Annotated in this window: 19 protein-coding genes and 3 pseudogenes; 10 read left to right on the plus strand and 12 right to left on the minus strand. The window is 64.2% G+C overall.

The features are described 5' to 3' along the window. Positions 1-265: 265 nt before the first annotated feature. Complete coding sequence (gene typA / locus F6X37_RS03960) at positions 266-2,095, minus strand: translational GTPase TypA (protein WP_187610393.1); 1,830 nt, start codon at positions 2,093-2,095, stop codon at positions 266-268. 326 nt (positions 2,096-2,421) lie between these two features. Here typA and F6X37_RS03965 point away from each other — a divergent pair, with 326 nt between their 5' ends. The 4 genes from F6X37_RS03965 (at position 2,422) to F6X37_RS03980 (ending at position 7,432) form a co-directional block, all read left to right on the plus strand. Next, positions 2,422-2,937 carry a MarR family winged helix-turn-helix transcriptional regulator gene (locus tag F6X37_RS03965; RefSeq protein ID WP_187610394.1) on the plus strand — a complete coding sequence of 172 codons (516 nt, stop codon included), beginning with the start codon at positions 2,422-2,424 and terminating at the stop codon, positions 2,935-2,937. 52 nt (positions 2,938-2,989) lie between these two features. Beyond that, on the plus strand, positions 2,990-4,510 hold the full coding sequence (locus tag F6X37_RS03970) for an efflux transporter outer membrane subunit (RefSeq protein ID WP_187610395.1): 1,521 nt from the start codon (positions 2,990-2,992) through the stop codon (positions 4,508-4,510). An 83-nt stretch (positions 4,511-4,593) separates the two neighbouring features. Next, positions 4,594-5,835 carry an EmrA/EmrK family multidrug efflux transporter periplasmic adaptor subunit gene (locus F6X37_RS03975; RefSeq protein ID WP_184029918.1) on the plus strand — a complete coding sequence of 414 codons (1,242 nt, stop codon included), beginning with the start codon at positions 4,594-4,596 and terminating at the stop codon, positions 5,833-5,835. A 34-nt stretch (positions 5,836-5,869) separates the two neighbouring features. Continuing rightward, a complete protein-coding gene (locus F6X37_RS03980) occupies positions 5,870-7,432 on the plus strand; it encodes a DHA2 family efflux MFS transporter permease subunit (protein ID WP_187610396.1) in 1,563 nt (520 codons plus the stop codon). A gap of 123 nt (positions 7,433-7,555) precedes the next feature. On the opposite strand, the gene truB is transcribed toward F6X37_RS03980, so the two are convergent. The 5 genes from truB to rimP all read right to left on the minus strand — a co-directional run bounded on the left by truB (position 7,556) and on the right by rimP (position 14,104). Further along, the gene (gene truB / locus F6X37_RS03985; protein ID WP_187610397.1) at positions 7,556-8,491 is read right to left on the minus strand and encodes a tRNA pseudouridine(55) synthase TruB; all 936 of its coding nucleotides are present in this window, start codon (positions 8,489-8,491) and stop codon (positions 7,556-7,558) included. Between the two features lie 78 nt (positions 8,492-8,569). Beyond that, positions 8,570-8,935 carry a 30S ribosome-binding factor RbfA gene (rbfA, locus tag F6X37_RS03990; RefSeq protein WP_008922231.1) on the minus strand — a complete coding sequence of 122 codons (366 nt, stop codon included), beginning with the start codon at positions 8,933-8,935 and terminating at the stop codon, positions 8,570-8,572. Between the two features lie 222 nt (positions 8,936-9,157). Further along, complete coding sequence (gene infB, locus F6X37_RS03995; protein WP_187610398.1) at positions 9,158-12,079, minus strand: translation initiation factor IF-2; 2,922 nt, start codon at positions 12,077-12,079, stop codon at positions 9,158-9,160. 94 nt (positions 12,080-12,173) lie between these two features. Next, positions 12,174-13,649, minus strand: coding sequence for a transcription termination factor NusA (gene nusA / locus F6X37_RS04000; protein WP_176120042.1), 1,476 nt, complete (start codon positions 13,647-13,649; stop codon positions 12,174-12,176). After that, the gene (gene rimP, locus F6X37_RS04005; protein WP_184066771.1) at positions 13,646-14,104 is read right to left on the minus strand and encodes a ribosome maturation factor RimP; all 459 of its coding nucleotides are present in this window, start codon (positions 14,102-14,104) and stop codon (positions 13,646-13,648) included. The genes nusA and rimP overlap by 4 nt, the downstream gene beginning before the upstream one ends. Positions 14,105-14,761: 657 nt before the next feature. On the opposite strand from rimP, the pseudogene F6X37_RS04010 reads away from it, so the two are divergent. After that, positions 14,762-15,228 (plus strand): annotated as a pseudogene (locus F6X37_RS04010) (transposase); the annotation flags it as partial. A gap of 302 nt (positions 15,229-15,530) precedes the next feature. On the opposite strand, the gene rluB reads toward F6X37_RS04010, so the two are convergent. The 4 genes from rluB to F6X37_RS04030 form a co-directional block, all read right to left on the minus strand. After that, a complete protein-coding gene (rluB, locus tag F6X37_RS04015) occupies positions 15,531-17,306 on the minus strand; it encodes a 23S rRNA pseudouridine(2605) synthase RluB (RefSeq protein WP_187610399.1) in 1,776 nt (591 codons plus the stop codon). Positions 17,307-17,369: 63 nt separating this feature from the next. Further along, positions 17,370-18,413, minus strand: coding sequence for an SMC-Scp complex subunit ScpB (scpB, locus tag F6X37_RS04020; RefSeq protein ID WP_187610400.1), 1,044 nt, complete (start codon positions 18,411-18,413; stop codon positions 17,370-17,372). A gap of 385 nt (positions 18,414-18,798) precedes the next feature. Then, positions 18,799-20,019, minus strand: coding sequence for a pyridoxal phosphate-dependent aminotransferase (locus F6X37_RS04025; RefSeq protein WP_187610401.1), 1,221 nt, complete (start codon positions 20,017-20,019; stop codon positions 18,799-18,801). A gap of 190 nt (positions 20,020-20,209) precedes the next feature. Then, positions 20,210-21,112 carry a LysR family transcriptional regulator gene (locus F6X37_RS04030; RefSeq protein WP_184029942.1) on the minus strand — a complete coding sequence of 301 codons (903 nt, stop codon included), beginning with the start codon at positions 21,110-21,112 and terminating at the stop codon, positions 20,210-20,212. 403 nt (positions 21,113-21,515) lie between these two features. Here F6X37_RS04030 and F6X37_RS04035 point away from each other — a divergent pair. Together F6X37_RS04035 and F6X37_RS04040 are read left to right on the plus strand one after the other, a co-directional pair. Beyond that, positions 21,516-21,911 (plus strand): annotated as a pseudogene (locus F6X37_RS04035) (transposase); the annotation flags it as partial. A gap of 333 nt (positions 21,912-22,244) precedes the next feature. Then, the gene (locus tag F6X37_RS04040) at positions 22,245-22,496 is read left to right on the plus strand and encodes a hypothetical protein (RefSeq protein WP_187610402.1); all 252 of its coding nucleotides are present in this window, start codon (positions 22,245-22,247) and stop codon (positions 22,494-22,496) included. 376 nt (positions 22,497-22,872) lie between these two features. On the opposite strand, the gene F6X37_RS04045 is transcribed toward F6X37_RS04040, so the two are convergent. Next, positions 22,873-23,196, minus strand: coding sequence for a hypothetical protein (locus F6X37_RS04045; protein ID WP_018418368.1), 324 nt, complete (start codon positions 23,194-23,196; stop codon positions 22,873-22,875). 265 nt (positions 23,197-23,461) lie between these two features. Between F6X37_RS04045 and F6X37_RS04050 the strand changes: the two genes are divergently transcribed. From F6X37_RS04050 to F6X37_RS04060, 3 genes are all read left to right on the plus strand, one after another. Then, the gene (locus F6X37_RS04050) at positions 23,462-24,181 is read left to right on the plus strand and encodes a YdcF family protein (protein ID WP_410451202.1); all 720 of its coding nucleotides are present in this window, start codon (positions 23,462-23,464) and stop codon (positions 24,179-24,181) included. 199 nt (positions 24,182-24,380) lie between these two features. Next, positions 24,381-24,620, plus strand: coding sequence for a hypothetical protein (locus F6X37_RS04055; RefSeq protein WP_187610403.1), 240 nt, complete (start codon positions 24,381-24,383; stop codon positions 24,618-24,620). Positions 24,621-24,854: 234 nt separating this feature from the next. Further along, entirely contained in the window at positions 24,855-25,112 is a 258-nt protein-coding gene (locus F6X37_RS04060; RefSeq protein WP_187610404.1) for a DNA-binding protein, read from the plus strand. A gap of 90 nt (positions 25,113-25,202) precedes the next feature. On the opposite strand, the pseudogene F6X37_RS04065 reads toward F6X37_RS04060, so the two are convergent. Beyond that, positions 25,203-25,352 (minus strand): annotated as a pseudogene (locus F6X37_RS04065) (putative quinol monooxygenase); the annotation flags it as partial. Between the last annotated feature and the right edge of the window lie 138 nt (positions 25,353-25,490).

Genomic DNA, 25,490 nt, shown 5'->3' on the forward strand with positions numbered 1-25,490 from the left:
CAGAACGAATAGCCCAGATAGCGAACGACACAGGCGCAAAGCCTGTGATGGCGGGCGTTTCGCGGGCGACGGGGTGCCTTTTCACAGCGCGCAACAGTGTTCTGTGAGAAATGAAGGCGAACGGCGCGATGGGTGTCTACATGTGTGCCGCCCCGGAAAGTGGCAGGCATGATGCAGCGCCAAACGTTTTGATGCGCCAAAAACAAGGAAGCCACCCGAAGGTGGCTTCCGCTTCCTGCTATCCAGACGGATATTCGAGTCCGGCTTATTCGCCCGCAACCTTGTTGCGGCTCGCGCTGCGGCGCTCGTGTTCCTTCAGGTAGCGCTTGCGCAGACGGATCGACTTTGGCGTGACTTCGACCAGCTCGTCGTCGTCGATGAACTCGACCGCGTATTCGAGCGACAGCTGAACCGGCGGCACGAGACGCACGGCTTCGTCGGTGCCAGATGCGCGCACGTTGGTAAGCTGCTTGCCCTTGATCGGGTTCACGACGAGATCGTTGTCGCGGCTGTGGATGCCGATGATCATGCCTTCATACAGCGCTTCTCCCGGCGCCACGAACATGCGGCCGCGGTCCTGCAGCTTCCACAGTGCGTATGCGACTGCCGCGCCGTCGTCCTGCGAGATCAGCACGCCGTTGCGACGTTCGCCGACCGCGCCTTCCTTGACCGGCTGGTAAGAATCGAACGTGTGGCTCATCAGACCCGTACCGCGCGTGAGCGTGAGGAATTCCGACTGGAAGCCGATCAGACCACGCGCCGAAATACGGTACTCGAGACGCGTGCGGCCACGGCCGTCCGATGCCATGTCGAGCATTTCGCCCTTGCGGCGGCCAAGTTCTTCCATCACGCCGCCCTGGTGGGGGTCTTCCATGTCGACGGTCAGATTTTCGTACGGCTCGTGCTTCTCGCCGTCGATTTCCTGCATCACGACGCGCGGACGCGACACGGCCAGCTCGTAGCCTTCGCGGCGCATGTTTTCGACCAGAATGGTCAGGTGCAGCTCACCGCGGCCGGCCACTTCGAACGTCGTTTCGTCGCCGGTATCGCGCACGCGCAGCGCGACGTTGTGATTCAGTTCCTTCATCAGGCGGTCGCGAATCTGGCGGCTCGTGACGAACTTGCCTTCACGGCCCGCGAGCGGCGACGAGTTGACGAGGAAGTTCATCGTCAGCGTGGGTTCGTCGACGGTGATCATCGGCAGCGCTTCCGGCTGTTCCGGCGAGCAGATCGTCACGCCGATGCCCACTTCCTCGATACCGTTGATCAGCACGATGTCGCCCGCCTCGGCCGAGTCGACCTGCACGCGATCGAGACCCTTGAACGACAGCACCTGGTTGATCTTGCGATTGAGGATTTCGCCTTCCGGGCCCGTTCGCACCGCGACGGCCATGCCCGGCTTGATGCGGCCGCGCGTGATACGGCCAATGCCGATACGACCAACGTACGACGAGTAGTCGAGCGACGTGATTTGCAGTTGCAGCGGACCTTCCGGGTCGGCCGGGCGCACCGGCACGTGCTGCAGGATTGCCTCGAACAAAGGACGCATGTCGCCGTCGCGTACATCAGGCGTGAGACCCGCGTAGCCGTTCAGGCCCGATGCGTAGACGATCGGAAAGTCGAGCTGCTCTTCGCTGGCGCCGAGCTTGTCGAACAGGTCGAAGGTCTGGTTGATCACCCAGTCGATCCGCGCGCCCGGACGGTCGACCTTGTTGACCACGACGATCGGCTTCAAACCCAGTGCGAGCGCCTTCTTCGTGACGAAGCGGGTTTGCGGCATCGGGCCTTCCACCGCGTCAACGAGCAGCAGCACCGAGTCGACCATCGACAGCACGCGCTCCACTTCGCCGCCGAAGTCGGCGTGCCCCGGCGTGTCGACGATATTGATGTGCGTGCCCTCGTACTCCACCGCGCAGTTCTTCGACAGGATCGTGATGCCGCGCTCTTTTTCGATGTCGTTCGAGTCCATCACGCGCTCGGCGATCTGCTGGTTCTCGCGGAACGTGGCGGTCTGACGGAGGAGCTGGTCGACGAGCGTGGTCTTGCCGTGGTCGACGTGAGCAATGATGGCGATGTTGCGTAGGGCGCGGGTCATAGGAAACCTGAAGACGGTTGAGTGCGCCGCTTGCTTATGCTGCTGGTTGAGGAGCCAAACCACGACAACAAGCCCAAAGCGCACTTTTGGGAACCCAAAATTATAGCACGCACGGATGATCCTTTTCTGGTATTCCCCGATAGACCGTCCGCTCTCCGCGCCTGCGCGAGTTGCGCGAATCGCGCCTTGCCCCGCCCTACGTCATTCCGTACGGTTTGTTGCTTGAGCGCGAAATAATCCTTGCCTAAGCTGTATCAACGCTTGTCGCGTCAATCAACAGCCAGCTATACTAATGCCTAGTCAACCATTGCATTCGCACGAGAATCATGACGGAGCCGTCCAACGAATCCACGCCGGATCTCAGCGAGTACCAGCTCGGCGAAAGCGTCGGCTATCTCATCTCACGGGTGAGATCGACGCTATCAAACCTGATCACGCAGCGCAGCATGGCCGAACTCGGCATCACCAGCCAGCAAGGCAGCATCCTGTTCATGGTGGCGAGCGGCAAATGCCTGCTCGCGGCTGAGTTGGCGCGTGAATACGGAATCGACGCAAGCGCCGTCACGCGCCTGATCGACCGGCTCGAAAAGCGCGGCCTGCTCACGCGGGTGCGCAGTAACGAAGACCGGCGCGTCGTGCGCCTCGCGTTGACGCCGGAAGGCCATGCGATCGCGGCTCGCATGCCGGCCATTTTCAATGGCGTGCTCGATAACCTGCTGAACGGGTTCACCCCGGAAGAAGTGGGCTTCCTGAAGAGCATGCTGCGTCGCGTGCTCGTCAATTCCGGCGAACACACGGGCCTTTCCCGCGACGCCGCAAGCCATCTCGATAGCAAATCGTAATAGCTTGCTTGCTGCGTCCATCAATACATTCCACTCAAAGAAGAGTCGAGCGATGAAATCCCTTTCCCTGTCCGCGCCCGCGCTGTCGAGCCGGGCCGCTGTCGCCGCAGCGGTGACGGCGCTCGCCCTCACGGGGTGCGCGAACTACTTCGGCGTCAAAAGCGACAAGCAGATCGCGTCGCCGACGCAGTACGAGTCGACGCAGAGTCTGCCCAACGAGGGCGGCCAGTGGCCATCGCTCGACTGGGCCAACCAGTTCGGCGACCCGCAACTGCCGAAGCTGATCGCGGAAGCGCTCGAGGGCAGCCCGTCGATCGCCCAGGCGCAAGCGCGGCTCGCAAAGGCTTCCTCGTATATCGAAAGCTCGCGCGCAGCGCTGTTCCCGAAGGTCAGCGCGAGCTATTCCTGGACCCGCGAGCTGTATTCGGCAAACTCCCTTTACCCGCCTCCGTTCGGCGGCACCTGGTATAGCGAGAACAACGTGCTCGCGAGCGCGTCGTGGGATCTCGACCTGTGGGGCAAGAACCGTCAGCGGCTAGGCCAGGCCGTGTCGCAGCAGAAAGCCGCCGAGGCCGATATGCAGCAGGCGCGCGTGACGCTCGCCGCGTCGGTCGCGAGCACCTACAACCAGCTCTCGCAGCTGTATGCGTTTCGCGACATCGCCGCGCGTGAAATCGCGAACCGCCAGGACGTCGGCCGTATCACGAATGACCGCGTGACGGCCGGCCTCGACACCAACGTCGAGAAGCAGACCGCCGCCGGCAACGTCGCGACGAGCCAGTCGAACCTGACCGACCTCGACGGCCAGATCACCGTCGTGCGCTACCAGTTGGGCGCGTTGCTCGGCAAAGGCCCGGACCGTGGCCTGCAGATCGACAAGCCGGTGCTCACCGGCGGCGACGTGGTCGCTCTGCCGGACAACATCCCGGCCGACCTCGTGGCGCGTCGCGCGGACATCGTCACCGCGCGCTGGCAGGTCGAAGCCGCGATGCATGACGTGAAGGAAGCGAAAGCCGAGTTCTATCCGGACGTGAATCTCGCGGCCGGCTTCGGCTTCGACGCGTTCGGCTGGGGCCGTTTCCTGACCGCGTCGAGCCGTCAGATCCAGTTCGGCCCGGCGATCCATCTGCCGATCTTCGACGCCGGCGCGTTGCGCGCGCAGTTGAAGGGCCGCTACGCCGACTTCGAGGGCGACGTCGCGAACTACAACCAGACGCTGATCAACGCGCTGCAGGACGTCTCGACGCAGGTGTCGTCGATCCGCTCGATCGACCGCCAGGAGGGTGACGCCCAGCGCGCGCTCGACGCGTCGAGCAAGGCGTACCAGCTCGCCGTAATCCGCTACAAGGCCGGCCTGTCGCCGCAGCTGCAGGTGCTCACCGCCGACGAAAACCGCCTTGCCGCCGAGCAGACGGTCACGGGTCTGCAGATGCGCCGCCGTAGTCTGCAGATCGGTCTGATCAAGGCACTGGGCGGCGGCTTCGACGCAACCCAGACCGGTCTCGTCGTGCCGACCGATGCTCCCGCATCGGCCAACGCCGCGAACCACGCCACGAGCACCGCCGCGAACTGAGCGAGCCCGCCCGCGCCGACGCACACGCATACACACGAACACTCGAATAAACGACGACGTTCAAAAGAACCCGGAGCACATCAATGAGCACCCCCCAGCAGCCCGCCACTCCACCGCAAGCGGCGAACAACGGCAAACGCAAGCGCATGATGACGCTGCTCGTCATCGTGATCCTGATTGCCGCGGTCGCGTACGGCCTGTACTACTTCCTCGTCGCGCGCTTCCATGAAGACACCGACGATGCCTACGTGAGCGGCAACGTCGTGCAGATCACCCCGCAGGTCACGGGCACCGTGATCGCGGTCAACGCGGACGACACCCAGGTCGTCAAGGCCGGCGACCCGCTCGTCGTGCTCGACCCGGCCGACGCGCGGGTCGCACTCGAACAGGCCGAGGCCAATCTTGCGCAGGTGGTGCGCCAGGTGCGCGGTCTGTTCGCCGACGACAGCCAGTACGAAGCGCGGGTCGCGGCGAGCCAGGCCGATCTGTCGCGCGCCCAGGACGACCTGAAGCGCCGTATGACGGTCGCGCAGACCGGCGCGGTATCGCAGGAAGAAATTTCGCACGCACGCGACTCCGTGAAGAGCGCGCAGGCCGCGCTCGACGCCGCCAAACAGCAACTCGCGGCAAACCGCGCGCTGACCGCGAACACCACGATCGCCGATCACCCGAACGTGCAGGCCGCCGCCGCGAAGCTGCGCGACGCATACCTGAACCACGCTCGCAATACTCTGCCGGCGCCGGTCACAGGCTATGTCGCAAAACGCTCCGTGCAGGTCGGCCAGCGCGTATCGCCCGGCTCGCCGCTGATGGCGATCGTGCCGCTGCATGACGTGTGGGTCGAGGCGAACTTCAAGGAAGTGCAACTGAAGCACATGCGCATCGGCCAGCCGGTCGAACTGACGGCCGACGTCTACGGCTCGTCGGTGCCGTATCACGGCAAGGTGGTCGGCTTCTCGGCCGGCACGGGTTCGGCGTTCTCGCTGCTGCCCGCGCAGAACGCGACCGGCAACTGGATCAAGGTCGTGCAGCGTCTGCCGGTGCGTATCTCGCTCGATCCGCAGGAGCTGGAGAAGCATCCGCTGCGTATCGGTCTGTCGATGCAAGCTGACGTGAACATCAAGGACGACACCGGCGGCCAGCTCGGTCAGGCGCCGTCCACGGTTTACCAGACCAACGTCTTCGACAAGTACGGCGCGGAAGCCGATGCGGAAATCGCGCGCATCATCTCGGAAAACGCCGGCACGAACGCGAACGGCGGCGCGCAGAAGTCGACCGCGGCGAGCGCCGCGGCCGCCGCGAAACCGGCGGCCCATAAGAGCTGAGGGTCCGCCCGATGATTCATGGAAGGCTCTTTTAATGGCTCAGGCTCAGGCGCAAGTCCCTCACCCGCCGCTCGAGGGCGCGCAACTGGTGATCGGCACCATCGCGGTGTCGCTCGCCGTGTTCATGAACGTGCTCGACACGTCGATCGCGAACGTGTCGATCCCGTCGATTGCCGGCGACCTCGGCGTATCGTCCGACCAGGGCACGTGGGTGATTACGTCGTTCGCGGTGGCCAACGCGATCTCGGTGCCGCTGACCGGCTGGCTCACCGACCGCATCGGCCAGGTGCGGCTGTTCATGGCGTCGATCGTGCTGTTCGTGCTGTCGTCATGGATGTGCGGGCTGTCGCCGAACCTGCCGTTCCTGCTTGCGTCGCGCGTGCTGCAAGGCGCGGTGGCCGGCCCGATGATCCCGCTGTCGCAGACGCTGCTGCTCGCGAGCTATCCGCGCGCGAAAGCGCCGATGGCGCTATCGATGTGGGCGATGACCACGCTGATCGCACCGGTTGCCGGTCCGATCCTCGGCGGCTGGATTTCCGACAACATCTCGTGGCCGTGGATCTTCTACGTCAACATTCCCGTCGGCGCGGTCGCGGCCGCCGCGACGTGGATGATCTTCCGTAACCGCGATTCGGTCATCAGGAAGGCGCCAATCGACGGCGTCGGCCTCGGTCTTCTGATCGTCTGGGTCGGCTCGCTTCAGGTCATGCTCGACAAGGGCAAGGACCTCGACTGGTTCTCGTCGACGACGGTCGTCGTGCTCGCGCTCGTCGCGGTGATCGCGCTCGCGTTTTTTATCGTGTGGGAGTTGACGGCCGAGCATCCGGTGGTTGATCTGTCGCTGTTCAGCCGGCGCAATTTCACCGGCGGCACGATCGCGCTGTCGATCGGCTATGGGCTTTACTTCGGCAATCTCGTGCTGTTGCCGCTGTGGCTCCAGACCGATATCGGCTACACGGCGACCGAAGCCGGACTCGTGATGGCACCCGTCGGTGTGTTCGCGATCCTGTTGTCGCCGCTGACCGGCAAGGTGCTGCCGCGTACCGATCCGCGTTATATCGCGACGCTGTCGTTCCTGATTTTCGCGCTGTGTTTCTGGATGCGCTCGCGTTATACGACGGGCGTCGATACGTACTCGCTGATGCTGCCCACGCTGATTCAAGGTATCGGTATGGCCGGCTTCTTTATTCCGCTCGTGTCGATCACGCTGTCGGGCTTGCCGGGCCATCGGATTCCGGCGGCCTCGGGGCTGTCGAACTTCGTGCGGATCATGTGCGGCGGTATCGGCACGTCGATCTTCCAGACCGCCTGGGATCACCGCACGATCATGCATCACGCGCAACTGACCGAACAGGCGAATGCTTACAACCCGGCGTTCGGTCAATCGATTCATCAGATGGGCGCGGCGGGTCTGGATCAGCAGCAGACCTATGGTCTCTTCAACACCATGGTCACGCAGCAGGCCGCGCAGCTCGGCGTAAACGATCTGTTCTTCATTTCGGCCGGTATTTTTGTCGCGCTGATCGCGCTGATCTGGATCACACGGCCGGAACGGGCAGGCGGCGATGCGGGAGCGGCGGCGGCCACGGCGCATTGAGGGGGTGTTTGTGGTGTTGCTTTAGTTCGACACCGCTCCACCGGAGGGCATGATCAAAACGGGATCGCTCGATGGCGATCCCGTTTTTTTATTGTCCGCGCCGGGCTGGCAAAACGGCGACCTCTAGCTCTCCGTCGTCACGATCAGACGGTCGGGTGCGAGCACGCCTTCGCCCGGCTTCGCGACCCCCAGAAGCCGCCCCTGCGCCGAGTACACCCTCACGCGCGGGGCATTCACCGCGTCGGCGGCGATCGTCAGCGACGACAGCTTCAGGCGCTGGCCGTGAAGGAAGCGGCGCGTGTCATCGTCGTTCAGACAGACCTGCGGGAACGTGGACAGCAGCGCGTCGACCGGTTGCAGCCATGCGTCGCGTTCGAGTTCGGTCGCGTAGGACAACGCGTCGAGCGTGACCGAATGCTCGAGCGTCAGCGCGCCGACGCCCGTGCGCCGCAGCGCGACCAGATGCGCGCCGCAGCCGAGCGCTTCGCCGATATCCTCGGCAAGCGTGCGCACATAGGTGCCCTTGCTGCACGTCACGCGAAACGTCACATCCGGCAACGCGCACGCAATCAGCTCGAGCGCGCGAATCGTCACCTGCCGCCCTTCCCGTTCGACCGTCTGGCCGGCGCGCGCGTACTCGTACAGCGGCTTGCCATCGCGCTTGAGCGCCGAGTACATCGGCGGAATCTGAACGATCTCGCCGATGAATTTCGGCAAAGCCGCCCGCACCGCCGCTTCGTCGCAGTCGACGGCACGGATGTCGAACGCCTCGCCTTCGGCGTCGCCGGTGGTCGTGCGAATACCGAGGCGCATCGTCGCCTCGTAGGTCTTGTCGGCTTCGAGCAAGTCTTGCGAAAACTTGGTGGCCTCGCCGAAACACAGCGGCAGCAGGCCGGTTGCCAGCGGATCGAGCGTGCCGGTGTGGCCCGCCTTTTTCGCCAGATAAAGACGTTTCGCGCGAACCAGCGCGTCGTTGCTCGACAGGCCGAGCGGCTTGTCGAGCAGCAGCACGCCATCGAGCGCGCGACGCGGCACGCGGGGGCGTTGAGGTGCGGTCATGTCGAGGGAGGCAGAACGTTCGGGAAATGCGAAAAACGGCGCCGCGCGCTACATGGAACGCCACGGCATGGCAGACGCTCAGTCGTCTTTCGCGCGCGTGGAATTTGCCTCGTCGATCAGACGCGACATCTCCACGGCGCGCTCGATCGTCTTGTCGTAGTGGAAATGCAGCGTCGGCACCGTGTGGATATGCAGGCGCTTGAACAGCAGATTGCGCAGATGGCCGGCAGCGTGCGTCAGCGCTTCGAGCGTTTGCTGCGGGTCGCCCGTCAGCGTCGTGAAGTAGACCTTTGCGTGCGCGTAGTCGGGCGTCAGCTCGACGCTCTGAAATGTGACGATGCCGATGCGCGGATCCTTGACCTCGCGCAGCAGCTCAGCCAGGTCGCGCTGGATCTGATCGGCGATCTGCACATTGCGATTGGGAGTAGTACGTTTCTTAGGCATGGTGTTGTGTGCTCCGCTAAGACGGATGCAAAAAATTGGTTCGCGCGAGCCGTGTTCGATATTCGTTCGATACGACGGCGTCGCGGTCGCCGCGGCGGGGTGAGAGTCCATTTGCGACGAACGCGGCAGCCAAGCCAGCAACAAACTCGACACTGCGGGCTCAAAAACAACGGGCGGAGCGGGCGTCAAGCCCGTTCCGCCCGTTGTGCCGTGCCGCGTGAATTACAGCGTACGCGCGACTTCGGTGACCTCGAAGACTTCGAACTGATCGCCTTCGACGATATCGTTGAAGTTCTTGATCGACATACCGCACTCGAAGCCCTGACGGACTTCCTTCACATCGTCCTTGAACCGCTTGAGCGAATCGAGCTCGCCCGTGAAGATGACGACGTTGTTGCGCAGCACGCGCACCGACGACGAGCGCTTGACGAAACCGTCCGTGACCATACAGCCGGCCACCGTGCCGACCTTCGGCACCTTGAATACCTGGCGTACTTCCACCGTGCCGGTCACGACTTCGCGCTTCTCCGGCGCCAGCATGCCCGACATTGCCGCCTTCACCTCATCCACGGCGTCGTAGATGATGTTGTAGTAGCGGATGTCGACGCCATTAGCTTCCGCGAGCTTGCGAGCCTGCGCATCCGCGCGGGTGTTGAAGCCGATGATGACCGCCTTCGACGCCGTCGCGAGATTGACGTCCGACTCGCTGATGCCGCCGACCGCTCCGTGCACGATCTGCACGCGTACTTCGTCGGTGGAGAGCTTCTGCAGCGACTGCACCAGCGCTTCCTGCGAACCCTGCACGTCGGCCTTGACGATGAGCGGCAGGTACTGCACTTCGCCCTCGCCCATCTGCTCGAGCATGTTCTCGAGCTTCGCGGCCTGCTGCTTTGCGAGCTTGACGTCGCGGAACTTGCCCTGACGGAACAGCGCAACTTCACGCGCCTTGCGCTCGTCCGGCATCACGATTACTTCTTCGCCAGCCTGCGGCACTTCCGACAGACCCTGGATTTCGACCGGGATCGACGGACCCGCGGACTTGGTCGGCTTGCCGGTTTCGTCGAGCATGGCACGCACGCGACCGTAGGCGCTGCCTGCCAGCACGACGTCGCCGCGGTTCAGCGTACCTGACTGGACGAGGATCGTTGCGACCGGACCCTTACCCTTGTCAAGCTTCGCTTCGATGACGAGACCCTTGGCCGGCGATTCGACCGGTGCCTTCAGCTCCAGCACCTCGGCCTGCAGCAGCACGTTTTCGAGCAGATCGTCGATGCCCGCGCCGGTCTTCGCCGACACCGGCACGAACGGCGAGTCGCCGCCGTACTCTTCCGGCACGACGCCTTCCGTGACGAGCTCCTGCTTCACGCGCTCCGGATTCGCTTCCGGCTTGTCGATCTTGTTGATCGCGACGACGAGCGGCACACCGCCAGCCTTCGCGTGGGAGATCGCTTCCTTCGTCTGCGGCATCACGCCGTCGTCGGCCGCCACCACCAGGATCACGATATCGGTCGCCTTCGCACCGCGGGCACGCATTGCCGTAAAGGCTTCGTGACCCGGCGTGTCGAGGAACGTGATCACTCCGCGCGGCGTTTCGACGTGGTAGGCGCCGATGTGCTGCGTAATACCGCCCGCTTCGCCTGCCGCAACCTTCGCGCGGCGGATGTAGTCGAGCAGCGAGGTCTTGCCGTGGTCGACGTGGCCCATCACCGTGACGACCGGCGGACGTGGCAGCGCTTCGGCGTCGCTCGCTTCGCCTTCGACCAGCATGGCTTCCGGATCGTCCAGCTTCGCCGCGAGCGCATGGTGGCCCAGTTCCTCGACGATGATCATCGCCGTTTCCTGGTCCAGCATCTGGTTGATCGTGACCATCTGGCCGAGCTTCATCATCACCTTGATGACTTCCGAAGCCTTCACCGCCATCTTGTGCGCGAGATCCGCGACCGTGACGGTTTCCGGCACATGCACTTCACGCACGATCGGTTCGGTCGGCGCCTGGAACGTGGTGCTCTGCTCCTGATGCTTGCCACGCCCCTTCGGACCGCCGCGCCAGCCACGATCGACGCCGCCGCTCGAATCGCCGCGCGTCTTGATGCCGCGGCGCTTCGCTGCATCGTCCTGCCAGCCGCTCTTACCGCCGCCCGGCTTCTTCTTGTCGCCCGCCGACGGTGCGCTCGCGGGCGCCGGAGTCGCGGCGGTTGCCGGCTTTCTCGCTGCCGGGCGCGCCGGTGCTTCACCAGCCGGACGCGCCGGCTTATGCAGCGTGCCCTTGGCTTCGGCCGCCTTGGCCGGCTCGGCGGGCTTCGGTGCCGGTTCCGGCGCCTTCACCTGCGCCTTGCGCGGCGTGTTCATCATTTCGCGAATCGCGCGCGCTTCGGCTTCGGCCGCCGCGCGGCGCTTGGCGATTTCTTCCTGTTCGGCGCGCGCCTTTTCGGCGGCCACGCGCGCGGCGTCTTCCGCTTTCTTCGCGGCTTCGCGTTGCGCGGCGCGTTCCGCTGCCGCGCGTTCGTCGTCCTGCTCGTTTGCCTTCTCGGCAACCGGTGCAGCGGCTTTCGCCGCCGCCTGCTGGGCCTTCTCGCGAGCCGCCGCCTCGGCCGCAGCCGCTGCGCGCTTCTTTGCATCTTCTTCCGCGCGCTGACGCTCGGCTTCCGCGGCCTGCTCGCGCGCCTGACGGTCGACTTCTTCGCGCTCGAGCTGTTCCTGGCGCGCCTTCAGCTCCTGCGCCTGCTTTTCGAGCAGTTCAGCTTCGTGACGTGCTTCTTCCTCCCGACGCTGCAGTTCGAGATCTTCTGCGTCCGCGTTCTCGGCCACATGATTCGATGCATCCCCGCCTTCCGCGACAGTCTCGTCGCGGCGGACGAACGTGCGCTTCTTGCGCACCTCGACCTGAATGGTGCGAGCTTTGCCCGTCGCATCGGACTGCTTGATCTCCGACGTATGCCGTTTCGTCAGCGTGATCTTGCGCTTGTCTGCATCAGTCGAGCCGTGAGACTTGCGCAAGTGGTCGAGCAGACGCGCCTTGTCCGTTTCGGACAAGGAGTCGGCTTCGCTCGCTTTTGTGACGCCAGCTGCCTGCAGCTGCTCAAGCAGCACGCCTGCAGGCATTTTCAGTTCCGCGGCAAATTGGGCTACGTTGTTACTCGCCATTCATTCCTCTTAATGCAAGGACCGATTCCTTGCGGTTAGCATCGGGTCATGCGGCCTGACGGCCGCGTTCAATTCAGTGCGCCATGGTCATTTCTCACTGGAACCAGTGTTCACGTGCTTTCATGATCAACGCCTTAGCGGCATCCTCTCCCATCCCAGTCATCTCGACCAGTTCATCCACGGCCAGCTCGGCGAGTTCGTCGCGCGTCTGGATCTGATGTTCGGCCAGTTTCGCGAGCAGGTCGGCGTCCATGCCGTCCAGGCTCTTCAGGTCGAGCGCTACATTCTCGACCTTTTCTTCGTTCGCGATCGCCATCGTCAACAGCGCGTCGCGCGAGCGGTTGCGCAGTTCGTGAACGGTGTCTTCGTCGAATGCCTCGATTTCGAGCATTTCGTTGAGCGGCACGTAGGCGATCTCTTCGAGGCTCGTGAAGCCTTCGTCGATCAGGATGTCGGCGACTTCCTCGTCGACATCGAGACGCGCCATGAACAGGTCGCGCAGGACGCCGCGCTCCTGATTCTGCTTCTGCGCAGATTCGTCCGGCGTCATGATGTTGATCTGCCAGCCGGTGAGCTCGCTGGCAAGCCGCACGTTCTGGCCACTGCGGCCGATCGCGACCGCGAGTTCGTTCTCGTCGACGACGACGTCCATCGAATGCTTTTCTTCATCGACGACGATCGACTGCACGGCTGCCGGCGCGAGCGCGCCAATCACGAACTGGGCGGGGTCTTCCGACCATAGCACGATGTCGACGTTTTCGCCACCGAGCTCGTTGCGTACGGCCTGCACGCGCGAGCCGCGAATACCGACGCAGGTGCCGATCGGATCGATGCGCTTGTCATAAGCCACCACGCCGATCTTCGCGCGCACGCCCGGATCGCGAGCCGCCGCCTTGATCTCGAGCAGGCCCTGCTCGATTTCCGGCACTTCCATCTCGAACAGCTTCATCAGGAATTCCGGCGCGGTACGCGACAGCTCGATCTGCGGACCACGCGCGGTGCGGTCGACCTTCGCGATATACGCGCGCACGCGGTCGCCCACCCGAAGGTTTTCCTTCGGGATCAGCTGGTCGCGGCGCAGCAACGCTTCGACGCGGCCCGATTCGACGATGAAGTTGCCCTTGTCGAGGCGCTTCACCGAGCCGGTCATGATGTGTTCGCCGCGCTCGAGGAAGTCGTTCAGGATCTGCTCGCGCTCGGCGTCGCGCACCTTCTGCAGGATCACCTGCTTGGCGGCCTGCGCGCCGATACGGCCGAATTCGATCGACGGCACCGGCTCCTCGATGAACTCGTCGAGCTGAATATCGGGCTGCTGCTCGCGCGCCTCGAACAGCAGAATTTCCTGATCCGGTTCCTGCAGACCTGCTTCGTCCGGCACCACCTTCCAGCGGCGAAACGTTTCGTGCTCGCCGCTTTCACGGTCGATGTGGACGCGGATATCCGCATCTTCTTCGAAGAGTTTCTTGGAGGCCGAAGCGAGAGCCGCTTCGAGCGCGGCAAATACCACGTCCTTATCGACATTCTTCTCGCGTGCCAGCGCATCCACCAGCATCAACACTTCGCGACTCATTGTTTGCGGCTCCTAAAGTCAACTTTCGGAACAAGGCGCGCCTTGTCCATGTCCGCGAGCGTGAAATCGAGCATCGCGGCCCCTTCTTTTCCTTCAAATTCCAGACCGATCGTCTCGCCTTGCGGAGCACGCAAAATGCCCCGGTACGATTTCCGACCGTCCAATGGCTTTTTCAGTGTGATAACCGCTTCGCTGCCCGCGAAACGTTCAAAATCCGCCAGTTTCTTCAGCGGGCGATCGAGACCGGGTGACGATACTTCGAGCCGCTCGTAATCGATATTTTCGACCGTCAGAACGTGCTGGAGCTGACGCGTGACTTTCTCGCAGTCTTCGATTGCGATGCCGGCTGGCTGGTCGATATAGATACACAACATGCCGCGCCCGGTGCGCTCGAGATCGACGAGCTCGTAGCCGAGTCCCACGACCGTGGTTTCAATCAGTTCCGTCAGTTGCACAGTGCCCTCTTAGATGTTCGCGCAGCGAGCCTCGCCTCTTCTGCAAACAACCAATGCGGGCCGCGCGCCAAGCCGGCGCACGTTCGTGCGAACCCGAGATGCCGAACCACGATGAACTGAGCGGCAAAAAAAAAATGGGCTGAACGCCCATCATCTTATTGCCGGTGGTCGCACCTGAGCCGCACATGAAACCGTACGCCCAGCGACTTCGCGATTGTAGCCATTTTCCGGCCCAAACGCAATCCGCGGAACGCCGGGCGATGTGCATTTCCGCTTGAATTGATAGGAATCTTTTGACGATGTGGCGGCAAATCCGGGCTTTTGCAAGGTCGCCCGAGCCGTCGGGAAGGGGAGCCGGACGGGGGCTACGCCAACACTTTGCGGCGATGCGTCCTGTCGGTCTTCAGCGCAGTTTCGCACGGCGTTTGACGCATCGGAACGCCGTGCGTACGCGGCAAACAAGAGGCGGCATGAAATCGCCAAAAACGATAAACGGCTCGGCCGGGAAGCACTCGACATTGCTAGTCAGTATGCAGTATGACTCCCGTGAGGCAATGGCTGGCCCGCCGTAAGGAATCAAGCGCGGGTTAGCATTGCAGCCAGAGCAGCACAGTGCGGACACGGCCGCTCCCGGCGATTTCCGGCACGGAGGCCAGCATGGAAGACGATAGCACGCTGTGCGTCCGTCTCGATGTACACAAGGACTCGATCACAGTCGCGTATGCGCCGGGCTCGGGCGAAGTCGAACTGCTGGGCAAGATCGGTATGACGCAGACTGATATCGATCACCTGTGCAGGCGCCTGCAGTCGAATGTGCGGCACATCTGCGTTGTCTGCGAGGCCGGTCCATGCGGCTACGGACTTTACCGGCAGTCCGTGCAGAAGGGATTCGGGTGCATCGTGTGCGCCCGATCGCCGATTCCGAAAAAACCGGGTGAACGGGTCAAGACTGAGCGGCGTGATGCGATCAAGCTTGTGCGGTCTTTGCGCGCCGGTGACCTCTCCGCGGTGTACGTGCCGAGCGACGACGAAGCGTTCCGCGATCTGGCACGGACGTGGGTGGCGCCAAAGACGACCTGAAGCGCGCACGGCAACGCGTGAAGGCCTTTCTACTCTCGCTTGGGACGAGTAAGCCGCGACCAGGCTACGCAACGGACTACTGCATCCGACTTGCGGTTCCAGATAGCGGCAGGCTCATTGGGCGGACATCTGTAGTGCGGTACCCAACCCGCGGATATCAGCTTGATCCACCGCCGAAATGTACTGCTACGCCGCCCTGAGGAAATTCCGGCAACATGAATTCGAGAAACTAAAAACCCGATCCCGATTGACACCGGAAGTCATATCAGCCTGGCAGGTCATGCGAACTGCACCAAAGGGTATGGCCGTTCAACGGCCACCCCTCAAACGCGGTACAGCGCTCCGCTCAACGGCCGCGCGAGCGACCGCGCGCCGTGCCGCCGCCACGATTCGCGCCGCCCGAACCCGCGTTGCCGCCGGCACGGTTGGCGTTGCCGCCACGATTGCCGCCCGGCCCGCGATTGCCGCCGCTGTCGCCGGACGCGCCGGCACGCTTGCCGCCAGTGCGCGCACGGTTGCCGTTGGGCGACGACGCGCGATTGCCGTCGACGTCGCGGCCGCGCTGCCCCCCGACGCCACGATTGCCCACACCGACACCAGAACCAGTGCCGCCCCCCATGCCCGCGCCGAAGCCACCGCCCGCCGCGCCACGGCGACCCTGTCCGCGCGGCTGCTGCTCGAAGCGGCTGTGCGACATCAACACCGGCTCGCGGTTGATAAAGCCCATCGACGTCTGCATCGGATCCGGCTGACGACGCTCCGGCGCCGCATTGCGGCTACCGCGTTCCTCAGCCGGCGCCTTCAGGCCGACCGATGCCATCAGTGCGCGCACCTGATTGTCCTCGAGTTCTTCCCAGCGGCCGCGCTTCAGACCACGCGGCAGGGAGATCGGGCCGTGGCGCGTACGGATCAGCCGGCTGACCATCAGGCCGGCCGCTTCGAACATACGGCGTACTTCGCGATTCCGCCCTTCAGCGAGCGCGACGTGGTACCAGTGATTCGTGCCTTCGCCGCCGCCGTCGCGGATGCGCAAGAAATTCGCCGGGCCGTCCTCGAGTTCGACGCCGTTTAGCAGCTTCTGACGCATACCCTCGGCGAGTTCGCCGACGACACGCACCGCGTATTCGCGCTCGACGCTATAACGCGGATGCATGAACCGGTTCGCGAGATCGCCCGAGGTGGTCAGCATCAGCAGACCTTCAGTGTTGAAGTCGAGACGCCCGACCGCGACCCACTTGGCGGTTTTCATCGGTGGCAGCTTGTCGAACACCGATGGACGGCCTTCCGGGTCCGCGTGGCTGACGATTTCGCCGGTCGGTTTGTGGTACAGCAGCACGCGCGGAGGCTTGCCGGCGACCTTGCGCTTGACCGGCTTGCCGTTGATGCGGACCTGGTCGGTCGGCATGATGCGCTGGCCGATGTGCGCCGGTTCGCCGTTCACCGACACGCGGCCGGCGATGATCAGCTCTTCCATGTCGCGGCGCGAGCCCATGCCCGCCTCGGCGAGCACCTTGTGCAGCTTCGGCGCGTCGTCATCGGGCGACAGCACGCGCTTCGGGGCCGCTGCCTTGCCATGGCGCAGCATCGGCGCGCGTACGCCGCCAGTCGTGGTGTTGTCGGCATCGAATGCGGGCGACGTCACGTATGAGAACAGATCGTCCTGAGCTGACTCCGCGGCCGCATCGGCGCCGCGGCGATTCTGGCGCTGGCCCTCACGTTGACCTTCGCGCGGCTGACGTTCGCGCTGGTCTTCGCGTGATGCGCCCTCGCGCTTCGCACCGCCAGCGTTACGACGCCCGCCCTGTTTCGCGCCCGCGTCCTTGCGCGGCGTGCGCACCTGGGCGACGACCTCGCCGTCCGGCGGCGTTTCGGCGACGACCGGCGCGCCTTGCGCGGGCGCGCCCTCGGCTGCCTTCGTCTTCGCGCCGGCGCGGCGTCGCGCGATCAGGCTGCGCGGCCCGCGACGCAGACCGCGGCGGGGGCGCTCTTCGCCCTCTGCTTCCGCGCCATGAGCCGGGCGCTCGCCCTCGCCTGTCGCCGCTTGCGTAGTGCGTTCGTCGGGCCGCGCCGACGGCACGGGGCGCTCGGATTCGGACGAATCGGTGTCGTGGGTATGTGTCAAAACAACCTCAAAATGTCAGGTCGCGCGCGCCCGTTGCGGGCGCGGCAAAAAAGTTCGGTTACGTCAGGCGCTGCGCGACTCGGTTTCGTCGTCGGTCAGAAAGCCTGCGTCCTGCGCGGCATCGCGGCGATCCTCGGGATCGTCGTGCGCCGCCTCGATCGGGTTCGGCTCGGCAGCGTGCTCCGTATTGCGAGCCACGCCCGAGCCGTGCGCGGGTGTTGCCGGATCGGTCTGGGCGACCGGATCGTAATGCTGTGCCGAGCCGGCGACGCTGGCATGCGCTGCCGCGGGTGCCGGTCCGGGCTGTTGTTGCATGTCGTGCGGCGCGCTCGACGCGTCTGACGCACTCGTCGTGCCGGCCTGCCCGGTCGCTTCCGCACGGGGCTCCGGTTCGAGCGTCGACTCGGCTACCGTCTCGGGCGGCGCTGCTTCAAATCCCGACGCGGCGTGCTGCGCCGCTTCCGGCGGAGCCGGCTCGCCAGCCTCACCCACGATGTCGTGCCCGGCATCCTGCACCGGCTGCTGCATGCTTTGCGCGTCGCCCTCGGCAAACTCGATCGCGTGCTGACCCAGCAGATCCGCGTTCAGTTGTGCGGACGGATCGGCAAGCGGAGGCAACTCGTCAAGCGCCGTTAGACCAAGGTCATCGAGGAACTGGCGCGTGGTCGCATACAGCGCCGGACGCCCCGGCACGTCGCGATGACCGATCACCTCGATCCAGCCGCGATCCTCGAGCTGCTTGACGACCTGCGTATTCACCGTCACACCGCGAATTTCTTCGATATCGCCCCGTGTCACCGGTTGCCGGTAGGCAATGATCGCGAGCGTTTCGAGCACCGCGCGCGAATATTTCGGCGGTTTTTCCGGATGCAGCCGATCCAGGTACGAACGCATCGCGGGCTTGCTTTGAAACCGCCAGCCCGACGCCAGCCCGACCAGCTCCACACCGCGCCCAGACCAGTCCCGCTTCAGGTCTTCGAGCAAGGTCCGAACAGTGTCCGCCGACACGCCGTCGGCAAAGAGCTTGCGCAATTCGCCGAGCTTTAACGGCTCCTGCGCGCAGATCAAGGCAGTCTCGAGGACGATCTTCGCCTCTTGGGTATTCATGCAGCTAGGTCAGACCCTGTGGTCAAAGAACCGGATCAAACAGACGATGTGGAACTGAAGACGCGCTCGCCCGATTCTGATCGGTCATATTGATGGGAGCACGCACCGGGGGGTGGCGAACAGACTTATCGAGCCAGACCCAGCCGGACGGAGCGGCGATATTCCTGAAAGGAATCGCGTGACTGAGCGCCATATTACGCAAAAACGACCGGGGCGTAAAGCCGCGATCTGCCGTGCATCTTCTGCTGCGGCGCCGACCGGTGTAGCCGCGCCCGCCCGCGTCGAGTCGAGTCGAGTCGACAGCAAGAAGATTCTCACGATTCGCGGCTTTTCGCCGCTCGCGGTGCGTCAACACGAAGCGCGGGGGGCGTACGAGCCCGCATGATCAGGCCCCGGCGTGGCGCGCCAGAAACCGCGTCAAGCGCTCGACGCCGGCATCGAGCCGCACCGTATCGCACGCATAGCACCAGCGCACGAACCCCTCGCCCTGCGGCCCGAACGCGCTGCCCGGTGCCACGCCGAGCCCGACCTCCCGCACCATCGCCTTGCACAAATCGAGACTGCGCGTCGAGCCCGGCATCGAGAAGAACAGATACATCGCGCCCAGCGGGGCCTTCACATCGACGCCGGGAACCGCCGACAGCGCGCGCACCAGATGGTCGCGCGACGTCCTCAGGTCGCGCACCAACTGCTGCGTAAAACGCTCGCCCTGCTGGAGCGCCGCGATGCCCGCCTGCTGCACGAACGACGGCGCGCACGACGTGTTGTACTCGACCAGCTTCGCCAGGTCGTCCATCAACGCGGTCGGCGCGACGATCCAGCCGAGCCGCCACCCCGTCATCAGCCAGGCTTTCGAGAACGAATTCACGCAGATCACGCGTTCGTCGCGTGTCGCGAGGTCGAGAAACGATGGCGCGGTGCGCACACCGGCCGCCTGGGCGGCGTCATCGCCGGGATAGTAGAGCCGCTCATAGACCTCGTCCGCGACGATCCAGATGCCGTGCCGCCGGCAGTGTTCGAGCACGCTGCGCTGGTCGTCGCGATTCATCACCCAGCCGGTCGGGTTGTTCGGCGAGTTGATCATCAGCATCTTCGTGTCAGGTCTCAGCGCGGTCAGCAATTGCCCGACGTCGAGCTCCCAGCCGCGTTCGCCGTAGCCGAGCGCGACGGTTTCGACATGCGAGCCGAGAATCTTCGGGATTTCGACCAGATTCGGCCATAGCGGCGTCACCGCGACGACGCGGTCGCCGCCGCCGACCACCAGCTGCGCGGCGAGCATCAGCGCGTTGACGCCCGCGCTCGTGACCGCGACGTGCTCGGGCCACGTCGCCCCGTGCAACTCGCTGACGTAGCCCGCAAGTGCTGCGCGCAATGGCGCGATGCCGAGATTGTGCGTGTAAAACGTCGCGCCGGCGGCGAGCGCGGCGCTCGCGGCGTCGCGAATGAATGCGGGAGTGACGCGATCGGACTCGCCGAACCAGAACGGCAGTACGTCGTCGACGCCGAAACCGGCGTTCGCGACTTCACGGATTTGCGATGGACGCAGCGCGCGTACGGCGTCGCGCGCATTCGGGATGGAGGGCACGGGCAGGTCCAATTCGCTCATCGAGGCTTCCGGGTGGGTGAAGGATAAGAGGCTCGAAGCGCAACCGCGAAGGCGTGCGCGATGAAGATGGTAGTTTAGCGCGCCGGGTAACCGGACAGCGGCGCAGCGAGTAGCGGCAGGCGGCGTGTGGGCGGCGGGCCGCGCCCGGCGCCAATCCACCAGTCGAACGGATCGCACGCGATCCCGCCCGTTAATTCAACTCCTCGGCCCGGCCCGGCAACTGGCGGATCAGATTCCACACCGCCTCGGCCGCGGGCGACAGCGACCGGTCGCGCCGCCGCACCAGTTCGACGAGGCGTTCCGCGCGCGGCACCAGCGGACGCGCGACCAGCGACGCCCCCGCCGGCAGCGGCAGCGCGAGCCACGGCAGCACGCTGATCCCGACGCCCGCCTCGACGAGCCCGAACACCGTCGCCGAATGGCCGAGTTCCTGCACCACGGTGGCGTTCACGCCCTGCGCCTGCATCACGGCATCGATGAGGGGGCGGCTGCCGGACGCATAATCGAGCATCACGAGTTGCTCGCCGTCGAGGTCCTTCCACGTAACCTGCTTGCGCGCGGCGAGCCGGTGATCGTCACGCGACACGATGCAGAACGAGTCCGTCATCAGCGTCTCGCTGAGCAGATCGTCGTCGGAGAACGGGCCGATGATCACGCCGAAGTCCACTTCACCCGACTTCACCTTGCGCACTACGTCGCTTTGCACGTCGTCGCGCAGCCCAAGCGTCACATAAGGAAACTGCTGTCCGCACGACGCGACTACGCGCGGCATCAGCCGACACGCGACGGTCGGGCTCGCCGCGACCACCACGCGTCCGCGGCGCTGCTCGCCGATTTCGCGGATCTCGCGCAACGCGTCGTCGAGATCCCCCAGCAGTCGCGACACACTCGCCACGAGGTTGCCGCCTACGTCGGTTAGTTGCACTTCGCGCGTCGTGCGATCGATGAGCTTCAGGCCGATCTCGCTTTCGAGCTCGCGTACGCAGCGACTGACCGCCGACTGCGTGAGGCCGATTTCGGCGCCGGCCCGACTGAAGCTTTGCAAGCGCGCCACCTCGATGAAAACCCTGAGCTGTCGCAGCGTCACATTCATTTGTTCACCTCATCAATAGCGCAGCTTGATGCGCATTGTACGACCAAATACATGCGGCAAAGCACCGTCCGCGCAGCCGCTGCAATGCAGCAAAAAAGCGCGAACGCACGCCGGCCGGGCTTTTCTGCCCCAGATTGGTGATTGTCCCGATTTGCGAGATGGGTTTTTTGGATTCTTATACGGCCCTGGCTGGCGCCCGCGTTGGCCCGCCGCCACGGGGCTTTCAGGCAATCGGCAGCAGATTGGCACACTTCGTGCGTTGTGAAACGCACAGGGAGGGCGCCATGATTTCCGATGGCAATCCGTGGCAAGCCCGTCCCCTTTGGCACTCGCCTATCGAGTGCGTGAAGAGTGCGCGGCGCGGGGCAGCGCACCGGAGTTAGCTTCGCTGAGGTGAAACATGATGCTGTTCGACGATTTGAGAGATAACGAGTGGGCGCTGGTCGAGGCTTTGTTCTGCGCCGAACCGGCGCGCAGCGAACGGCGCGGTCGACCGCGCGTGGAAGCTCGGGCGGTGGTCAACGCCGTGCTTTGGGTGTTGTCGACAGGCGAAGGCTGGTCCAAGTTGCCGGGCCGCTACCCGTCCCCCCCGACTTGCCGCCGGCGCTTCGACGAGTGGCAAGCCGATGGCACGCTCGCTGAAATTGTGAAACGGCTTGGCACGAGCGGCCGCGAAATCTCGCTGCGCGGCCGGATCGGCGCAACGGCCGCGAAACCGCCGGCACCGCCGAGCCGCGACCGCCTACGCGGCGCGTTCTGGACCAATCCGGAATCGTGGCGCGCGCCGGTCAAGATGGCCTGACGCGAAACTACGCGGTCACCGGGCGCCTGTAGGCGCCCGGTTTTTTATCCAGCCACTTTTCCACGATTGCGTGCGCGCCCACGACCCGCCAGCATTTGACGGTCGCCGCGAGACGCTGTCTTCTCCGCTTCGCGCGCCCCTTCGTCGCGCCTCCCGCACGACCGCCACAGCGCTCCTTGCGCGCTGCCTCAGACTGCCAAACTACCCGATAGCTCCGGGTGAAACATCCATTTACTATTAATTACAGCGTGCTTTCGTCCTCCGGCATACGTTAATACTTATGCAAACAGGCCTTGAGTCGAGGGGCTCGAGGTTGAGGGGGATTTCGGAATGAAACCAATGTCACTGGTGTGGTGCGGCATTGTGATTTCATCGATGGCCGCGCCCGCAATTGCGCAACAACGCCCGCAAGGGTGGAACTGGCGCCCGGACCGCCAAGCCACGCTGGAAGCGTGGCAGCAGAGCGAGGCCCATAATCGCGACTTCACGCCGCCGACGCCGCGTGGCGATCTGCGCGGCGATATCGCCAGCAATGTGCGGGCTCGGCCCGATGCGCCGCGTGAGGATCAGCGGCGGCGTTGATTTGCCATTTGCCAAGTCGCCGCTCGGACGGCGCGTCGCGTGACGCGGTGCCCAGTATCTTGCATTGCGCACTTACGATCGGGGAACCACCGGACGCGGCACCAGTCTGACTCAACGCCATTAGCACAGCGTGGCAGTAGTAATTCCGGTATGCCCGTATCTTCGTGATACGGGCTTTTTTTCGCCCTCGAGGCGTTGATGGCATGAAAGGCGCGCAACGACGACCTGCGCGGATCGCGTCGCCGCCTTGTCGATGGGAAGCCGAGATTCGCCCCCGGACGCGCACGACGACCGGTCGACGTCAGCGACGGCCCGCCGAGGGGGCGACAGGCCCGGGCGGACAGTGACTCAGTTCAGGTAAGCGATGAACCTTGAGCTAAGATCTGACTTCGGCTGTCGCGGCGGACTGCGGTTCGGCCGCGCCGAGAACATAATCGTTCATGCGTTGCGCTGTCCATGTGAGCAGACGCTCGTCGTGCTCGAGCCGCGCAAACTCCGCTTTGCCGCGTTCGGTGAGCACCGCGATGTCGACGGGAGCATGAAAGCCTGGCGCCGGTGCGACGGTTCGCTGACGAACGGTGTCCATCAGCCCCAGCGCGCGAAGATATTGGAAGACACCCGGCCTTCTGGCCCAGGGAACCTGACGATATTGCGCTCGCCGCAGCGCTTCAAGTACCGCTTCGTTGGAATACGTGGTCATCTCACTTCTTTCTTAAAGTGCAGCTATGACACATTCATGCCCACGCGTCACTGCGCCACCGGCGACGCGCGTAGCACCCGCGCCTGGTCGGAAGCTCGCCGCCTGTCTGACGGCGGATTTCCGCCAGGTGCTGCCTGGTCTCGTTTTCGGAACCCCCGTCAGAACGGCATGTTAGCGTTCTCTCCATGAACCGACGATGCAACCGCCGCGGCGCGATGGCAGGCCCGTGGATTTGTCCCGAAAGACATACGTTACCCCATTTAAATTGATTCTATTCACTTTATTAGCGCTTTTTTTTGCAGCAATCGTGCTATGGAAACGTGCGCGCCGGCCGCTCATCGTCTGCATGATCGCGCTGTTCTGGCTGCTCGCGGCCGGCTGGCTAACCGCGCCACTGCTCGATCTGGCGCAACCGCAACGACAGAGCGCCACGGCCGCCACCTTCGCGCCACGCACCGCGATCATCCTGCTCGGCGGCGGCACGGTCTACGACCACGACCATGTGCTGGTGCCACCGCGCGACGTACTCTCGCGCATCGAGGTCAGCGCGCAGAACTACGCGGCCTGCAAGCGCACGGCGAGCACGTGCCGGGTGATCGTCAGCGGCGGCAATCCGCAGCGGCATAGCGCGACCGAAGCCGACACCTACCTGCCCTATCTGCTGCGTCAGCAGGTGGCGCGCTCGGACATCGTGCTCGAGCAAAGCAGCCGCACGACCTATGAGAACGCGCGCAACGTCTCGGTTATTGTCGGTCAATCACATTACGACACGTTGATACTTGTCACCTCCGCGTATCAGATGCCGCGTGCGCTGCTCGATTTTCAGCGCTTCGGCGTTGAGCCGCAGCCGCAGATTTCGAGCGCGCGGCGCGCGCGGATCGGCGTGCTGCCGCGCTTCGCCAATCTCGTGGCCGCGGAGATAGCGTTGCATGAGCTAATCGGCCTCGCGCAATTTCACCTGTATCGCGCGATCGGCTGGTTCTGACGAACGATGTAGGCCGCTGCGCTCTCGCATTCGAGGACGTCGCGGTTTATTCAACCAGCGTCCAGTTATTACAAAACGTAACAAGTGTTGAGCACGGTTACAAAGCCATCGGCTGGAGAAGAGTTTGCTCGATAGAATGCATTGTCTTTCCCACTGGACAGGCAATACTCGGGTCCACCACCATTCTACGGAGGTAACGATGAAGAAAGTGTCCATGGCGATCCTGGTTTCCTTGTGTGCCGCAGCCGGCGCGGCTCACGCGCAGGACAACGGCATCACGACGAGCACCGATCCGGCGAAGGCCGCCGACGTCGAGCAGCGTGCGCAAGATTTGCAAAACCGCGAGCAGTCGATGGGAAACGCACCGGCCGCGCCGGCCAAGCATCACAAGATGGCTCCGCATCATCCGAAGAAGGGTGCCGACGCGTCGGGCACCTGAACGACTTCGCGGATCTCGCCTCGCGGCCTCGTCGTGAAGGTGAAAAAGCCGAAGCTGGCAGCGCCGGTTTCGGCTTTTTTATTTGTGCGACCCGCTCGCTGCTGGCAAGGCACTCCGAGCGCGCACCGGCCTGGCAAGCCGCCGGCGCTCTGCTCTCTGTATGCTAAAGTCGCGCACCGACCGGCGAGCCGCCGGCATCCCCTAACCCGTGCGCACCCTGGTGCGGAGGACAGCATGAGCAACATCCAGCTTGATATCGAATGGACCGAAGCAGCATCTCGCAAGATCGAAAAACTGATGCCGCGTGGCGGTCAGGAAGCGTACCTCGCGCTGCCGCCCGTCGAATGCCTGCCGATGGAAGGCGACGTGCTGTTTCTCGGCCCGGCTGACAAGCAGCAGCCGTTCATTGTCGCGGAGCGCCAGTATCACCATGACGGCGACGCCGACTGGACCATCATCCTGATTCTCGATGTCCCGCAAGCAACCCACTGATCGCTGACGGCGCGCCGGCGGCCTCAGGGCCGCCCCACCTGTCCAGCGTGTCCGCGCGCCGCTAACGCCCGCGCCCGACTTCAGGCGATCTTACACCACGCGAATCTCCGCGTGCTCGATCCAATCCGCGGCCGCCTTCTTATAAGCCTGGATATGCGCGGATTTCGCATGCGCCGCGAGCGCATCCTGGCTTTCCCACCGCTCGATGAACACGAACCGGCGCAGCTCCTGCATGTCGCGCCAAAATCCGCCCGGCAGAGCAGTGCCAAGCCCGCCGCCCGAATGGCCGCATCAGTGCCTACAGCGGCACTAGCATGTGAGCACCGTCGGCCTGGAGTTTGGCGGGCGACCACCGGGCGCCCTGCTACCCTCGGCGTG

It is taken from the genome of Paraburkholderia sp. 31.1 (assembly GCF_014397645.1).
Classification (GTDB): domain Bacteria; phylum Pseudomonadota; class Gammaproteobacteria; order Burkholderiales; family Burkholderiaceae; genus Paraburkholderia; species Paraburkholderia tuberum.

Bases quoted from the DNA above. Each gene is read 5' to 3' on its own strand.
- typA (WP_187610393.1), bottom strand. From the start codon at position 2,095: ATGACCCGCGCCCTACGCAACATCGCCATCATTGCTCACGTCGACCAC.
- F6X37_RS03965 (WP_187610394.1), top strand. From the start codon at position 2,422: ATGACGGAGCCGTCCAACGAATCCACGCCGGATCTCAGCGAGTACCAG.
- F6X37_RS03970 (WP_187610395.1), top strand. From the start codon at position 2,990: ATGAAATCCCTTTCCCTGTCCGCGCCCGCGCTGTCGAGCCGGGCCGCT.
- F6X37_RS03975 (WP_184029918.1), top strand. From the start codon at position 4,594: ATGAGCACCCCCCAGCAGCCCGCCACTCCACCGCAAGCGGCGAACAAC.
- F6X37_RS03980 (WP_187610396.1), top strand. From the start codon at position 5,870: ATGGCTCAGGCTCAGGCGCAAGTCCCTCACCCGCCGCTCGAGGGCGCG.
- truB (WP_187610397.1), bottom strand. From the start codon at position 8,491: ATGACCGCACCTCAACGCCCCCGCGTGCCGCGTCGCGCGCTCGATGGC.
- rbfA (WP_008922231.1), bottom strand. From the start codon at position 8,935: ATGCCTAAGAAACGTACTACTCCCAATCGCAATGTGCAGATCGCCGAT.
- infB (WP_187610398.1), bottom strand. From the start codon at position 12,079: ATGGCGAGTAACAACGTAGCCCAATTTGCCGCGGAACTGAAAATGCCT.
- nusA (WP_176120042.1), bottom strand. From the start codon at position 13,649: ATGAGTCGCGAAGTGTTGATGCTGGTGGATGCGCTGGCACGCGAGAAG.
- scpB (WP_187610400.1), bottom strand. From the start codon at position 18,413: ATGAATACCCAAGAGGCGAAGATCGTCCTCGAGACTGCCTTGATCTGC.
- F6X37_RS04025 (WP_187610401.1), bottom strand. From the start codon at position 20,019: ATGAGCGAATTGGACCTGCCCGTGCCCTCCATCCCGAATGCGCGCGAC.
- F6X37_RS04030 (WP_184029942.1), bottom strand. From the start codon at position 21,112: ATGAATGTGACGCTGCGACAGCTCAGGGTTTTCATCGAGGTGGCGCGC.
- F6X37_RS04040 (WP_187610402.1), top strand. From the start codon at position 22,245: ATGAAACCAATGTCACTGGTGTGGTGCGGCATTGTGATTTCATCGATG.
- F6X37_RS04045 (WP_018418368.1), bottom strand. From the start codon at position 23,196: ATGACCACGTATTCCAACGAAGCGGTACTTGAAGCGCTGCGGCGAGCG.
- F6X37_RS04055 (WP_187610403.1), top strand. From the start codon at position 24,381: ATGAAGAAAGTGTCCATGGCGATCCTGGTTTCCTTGTGTGCCGCAGCC.
- F6X37_RS04060 (WP_187610404.1), top strand. From the start codon at position 24,855: ATGAGCAACATCCAGCTTGATATCGAATGGACCGAAGCAGCATCTCGC.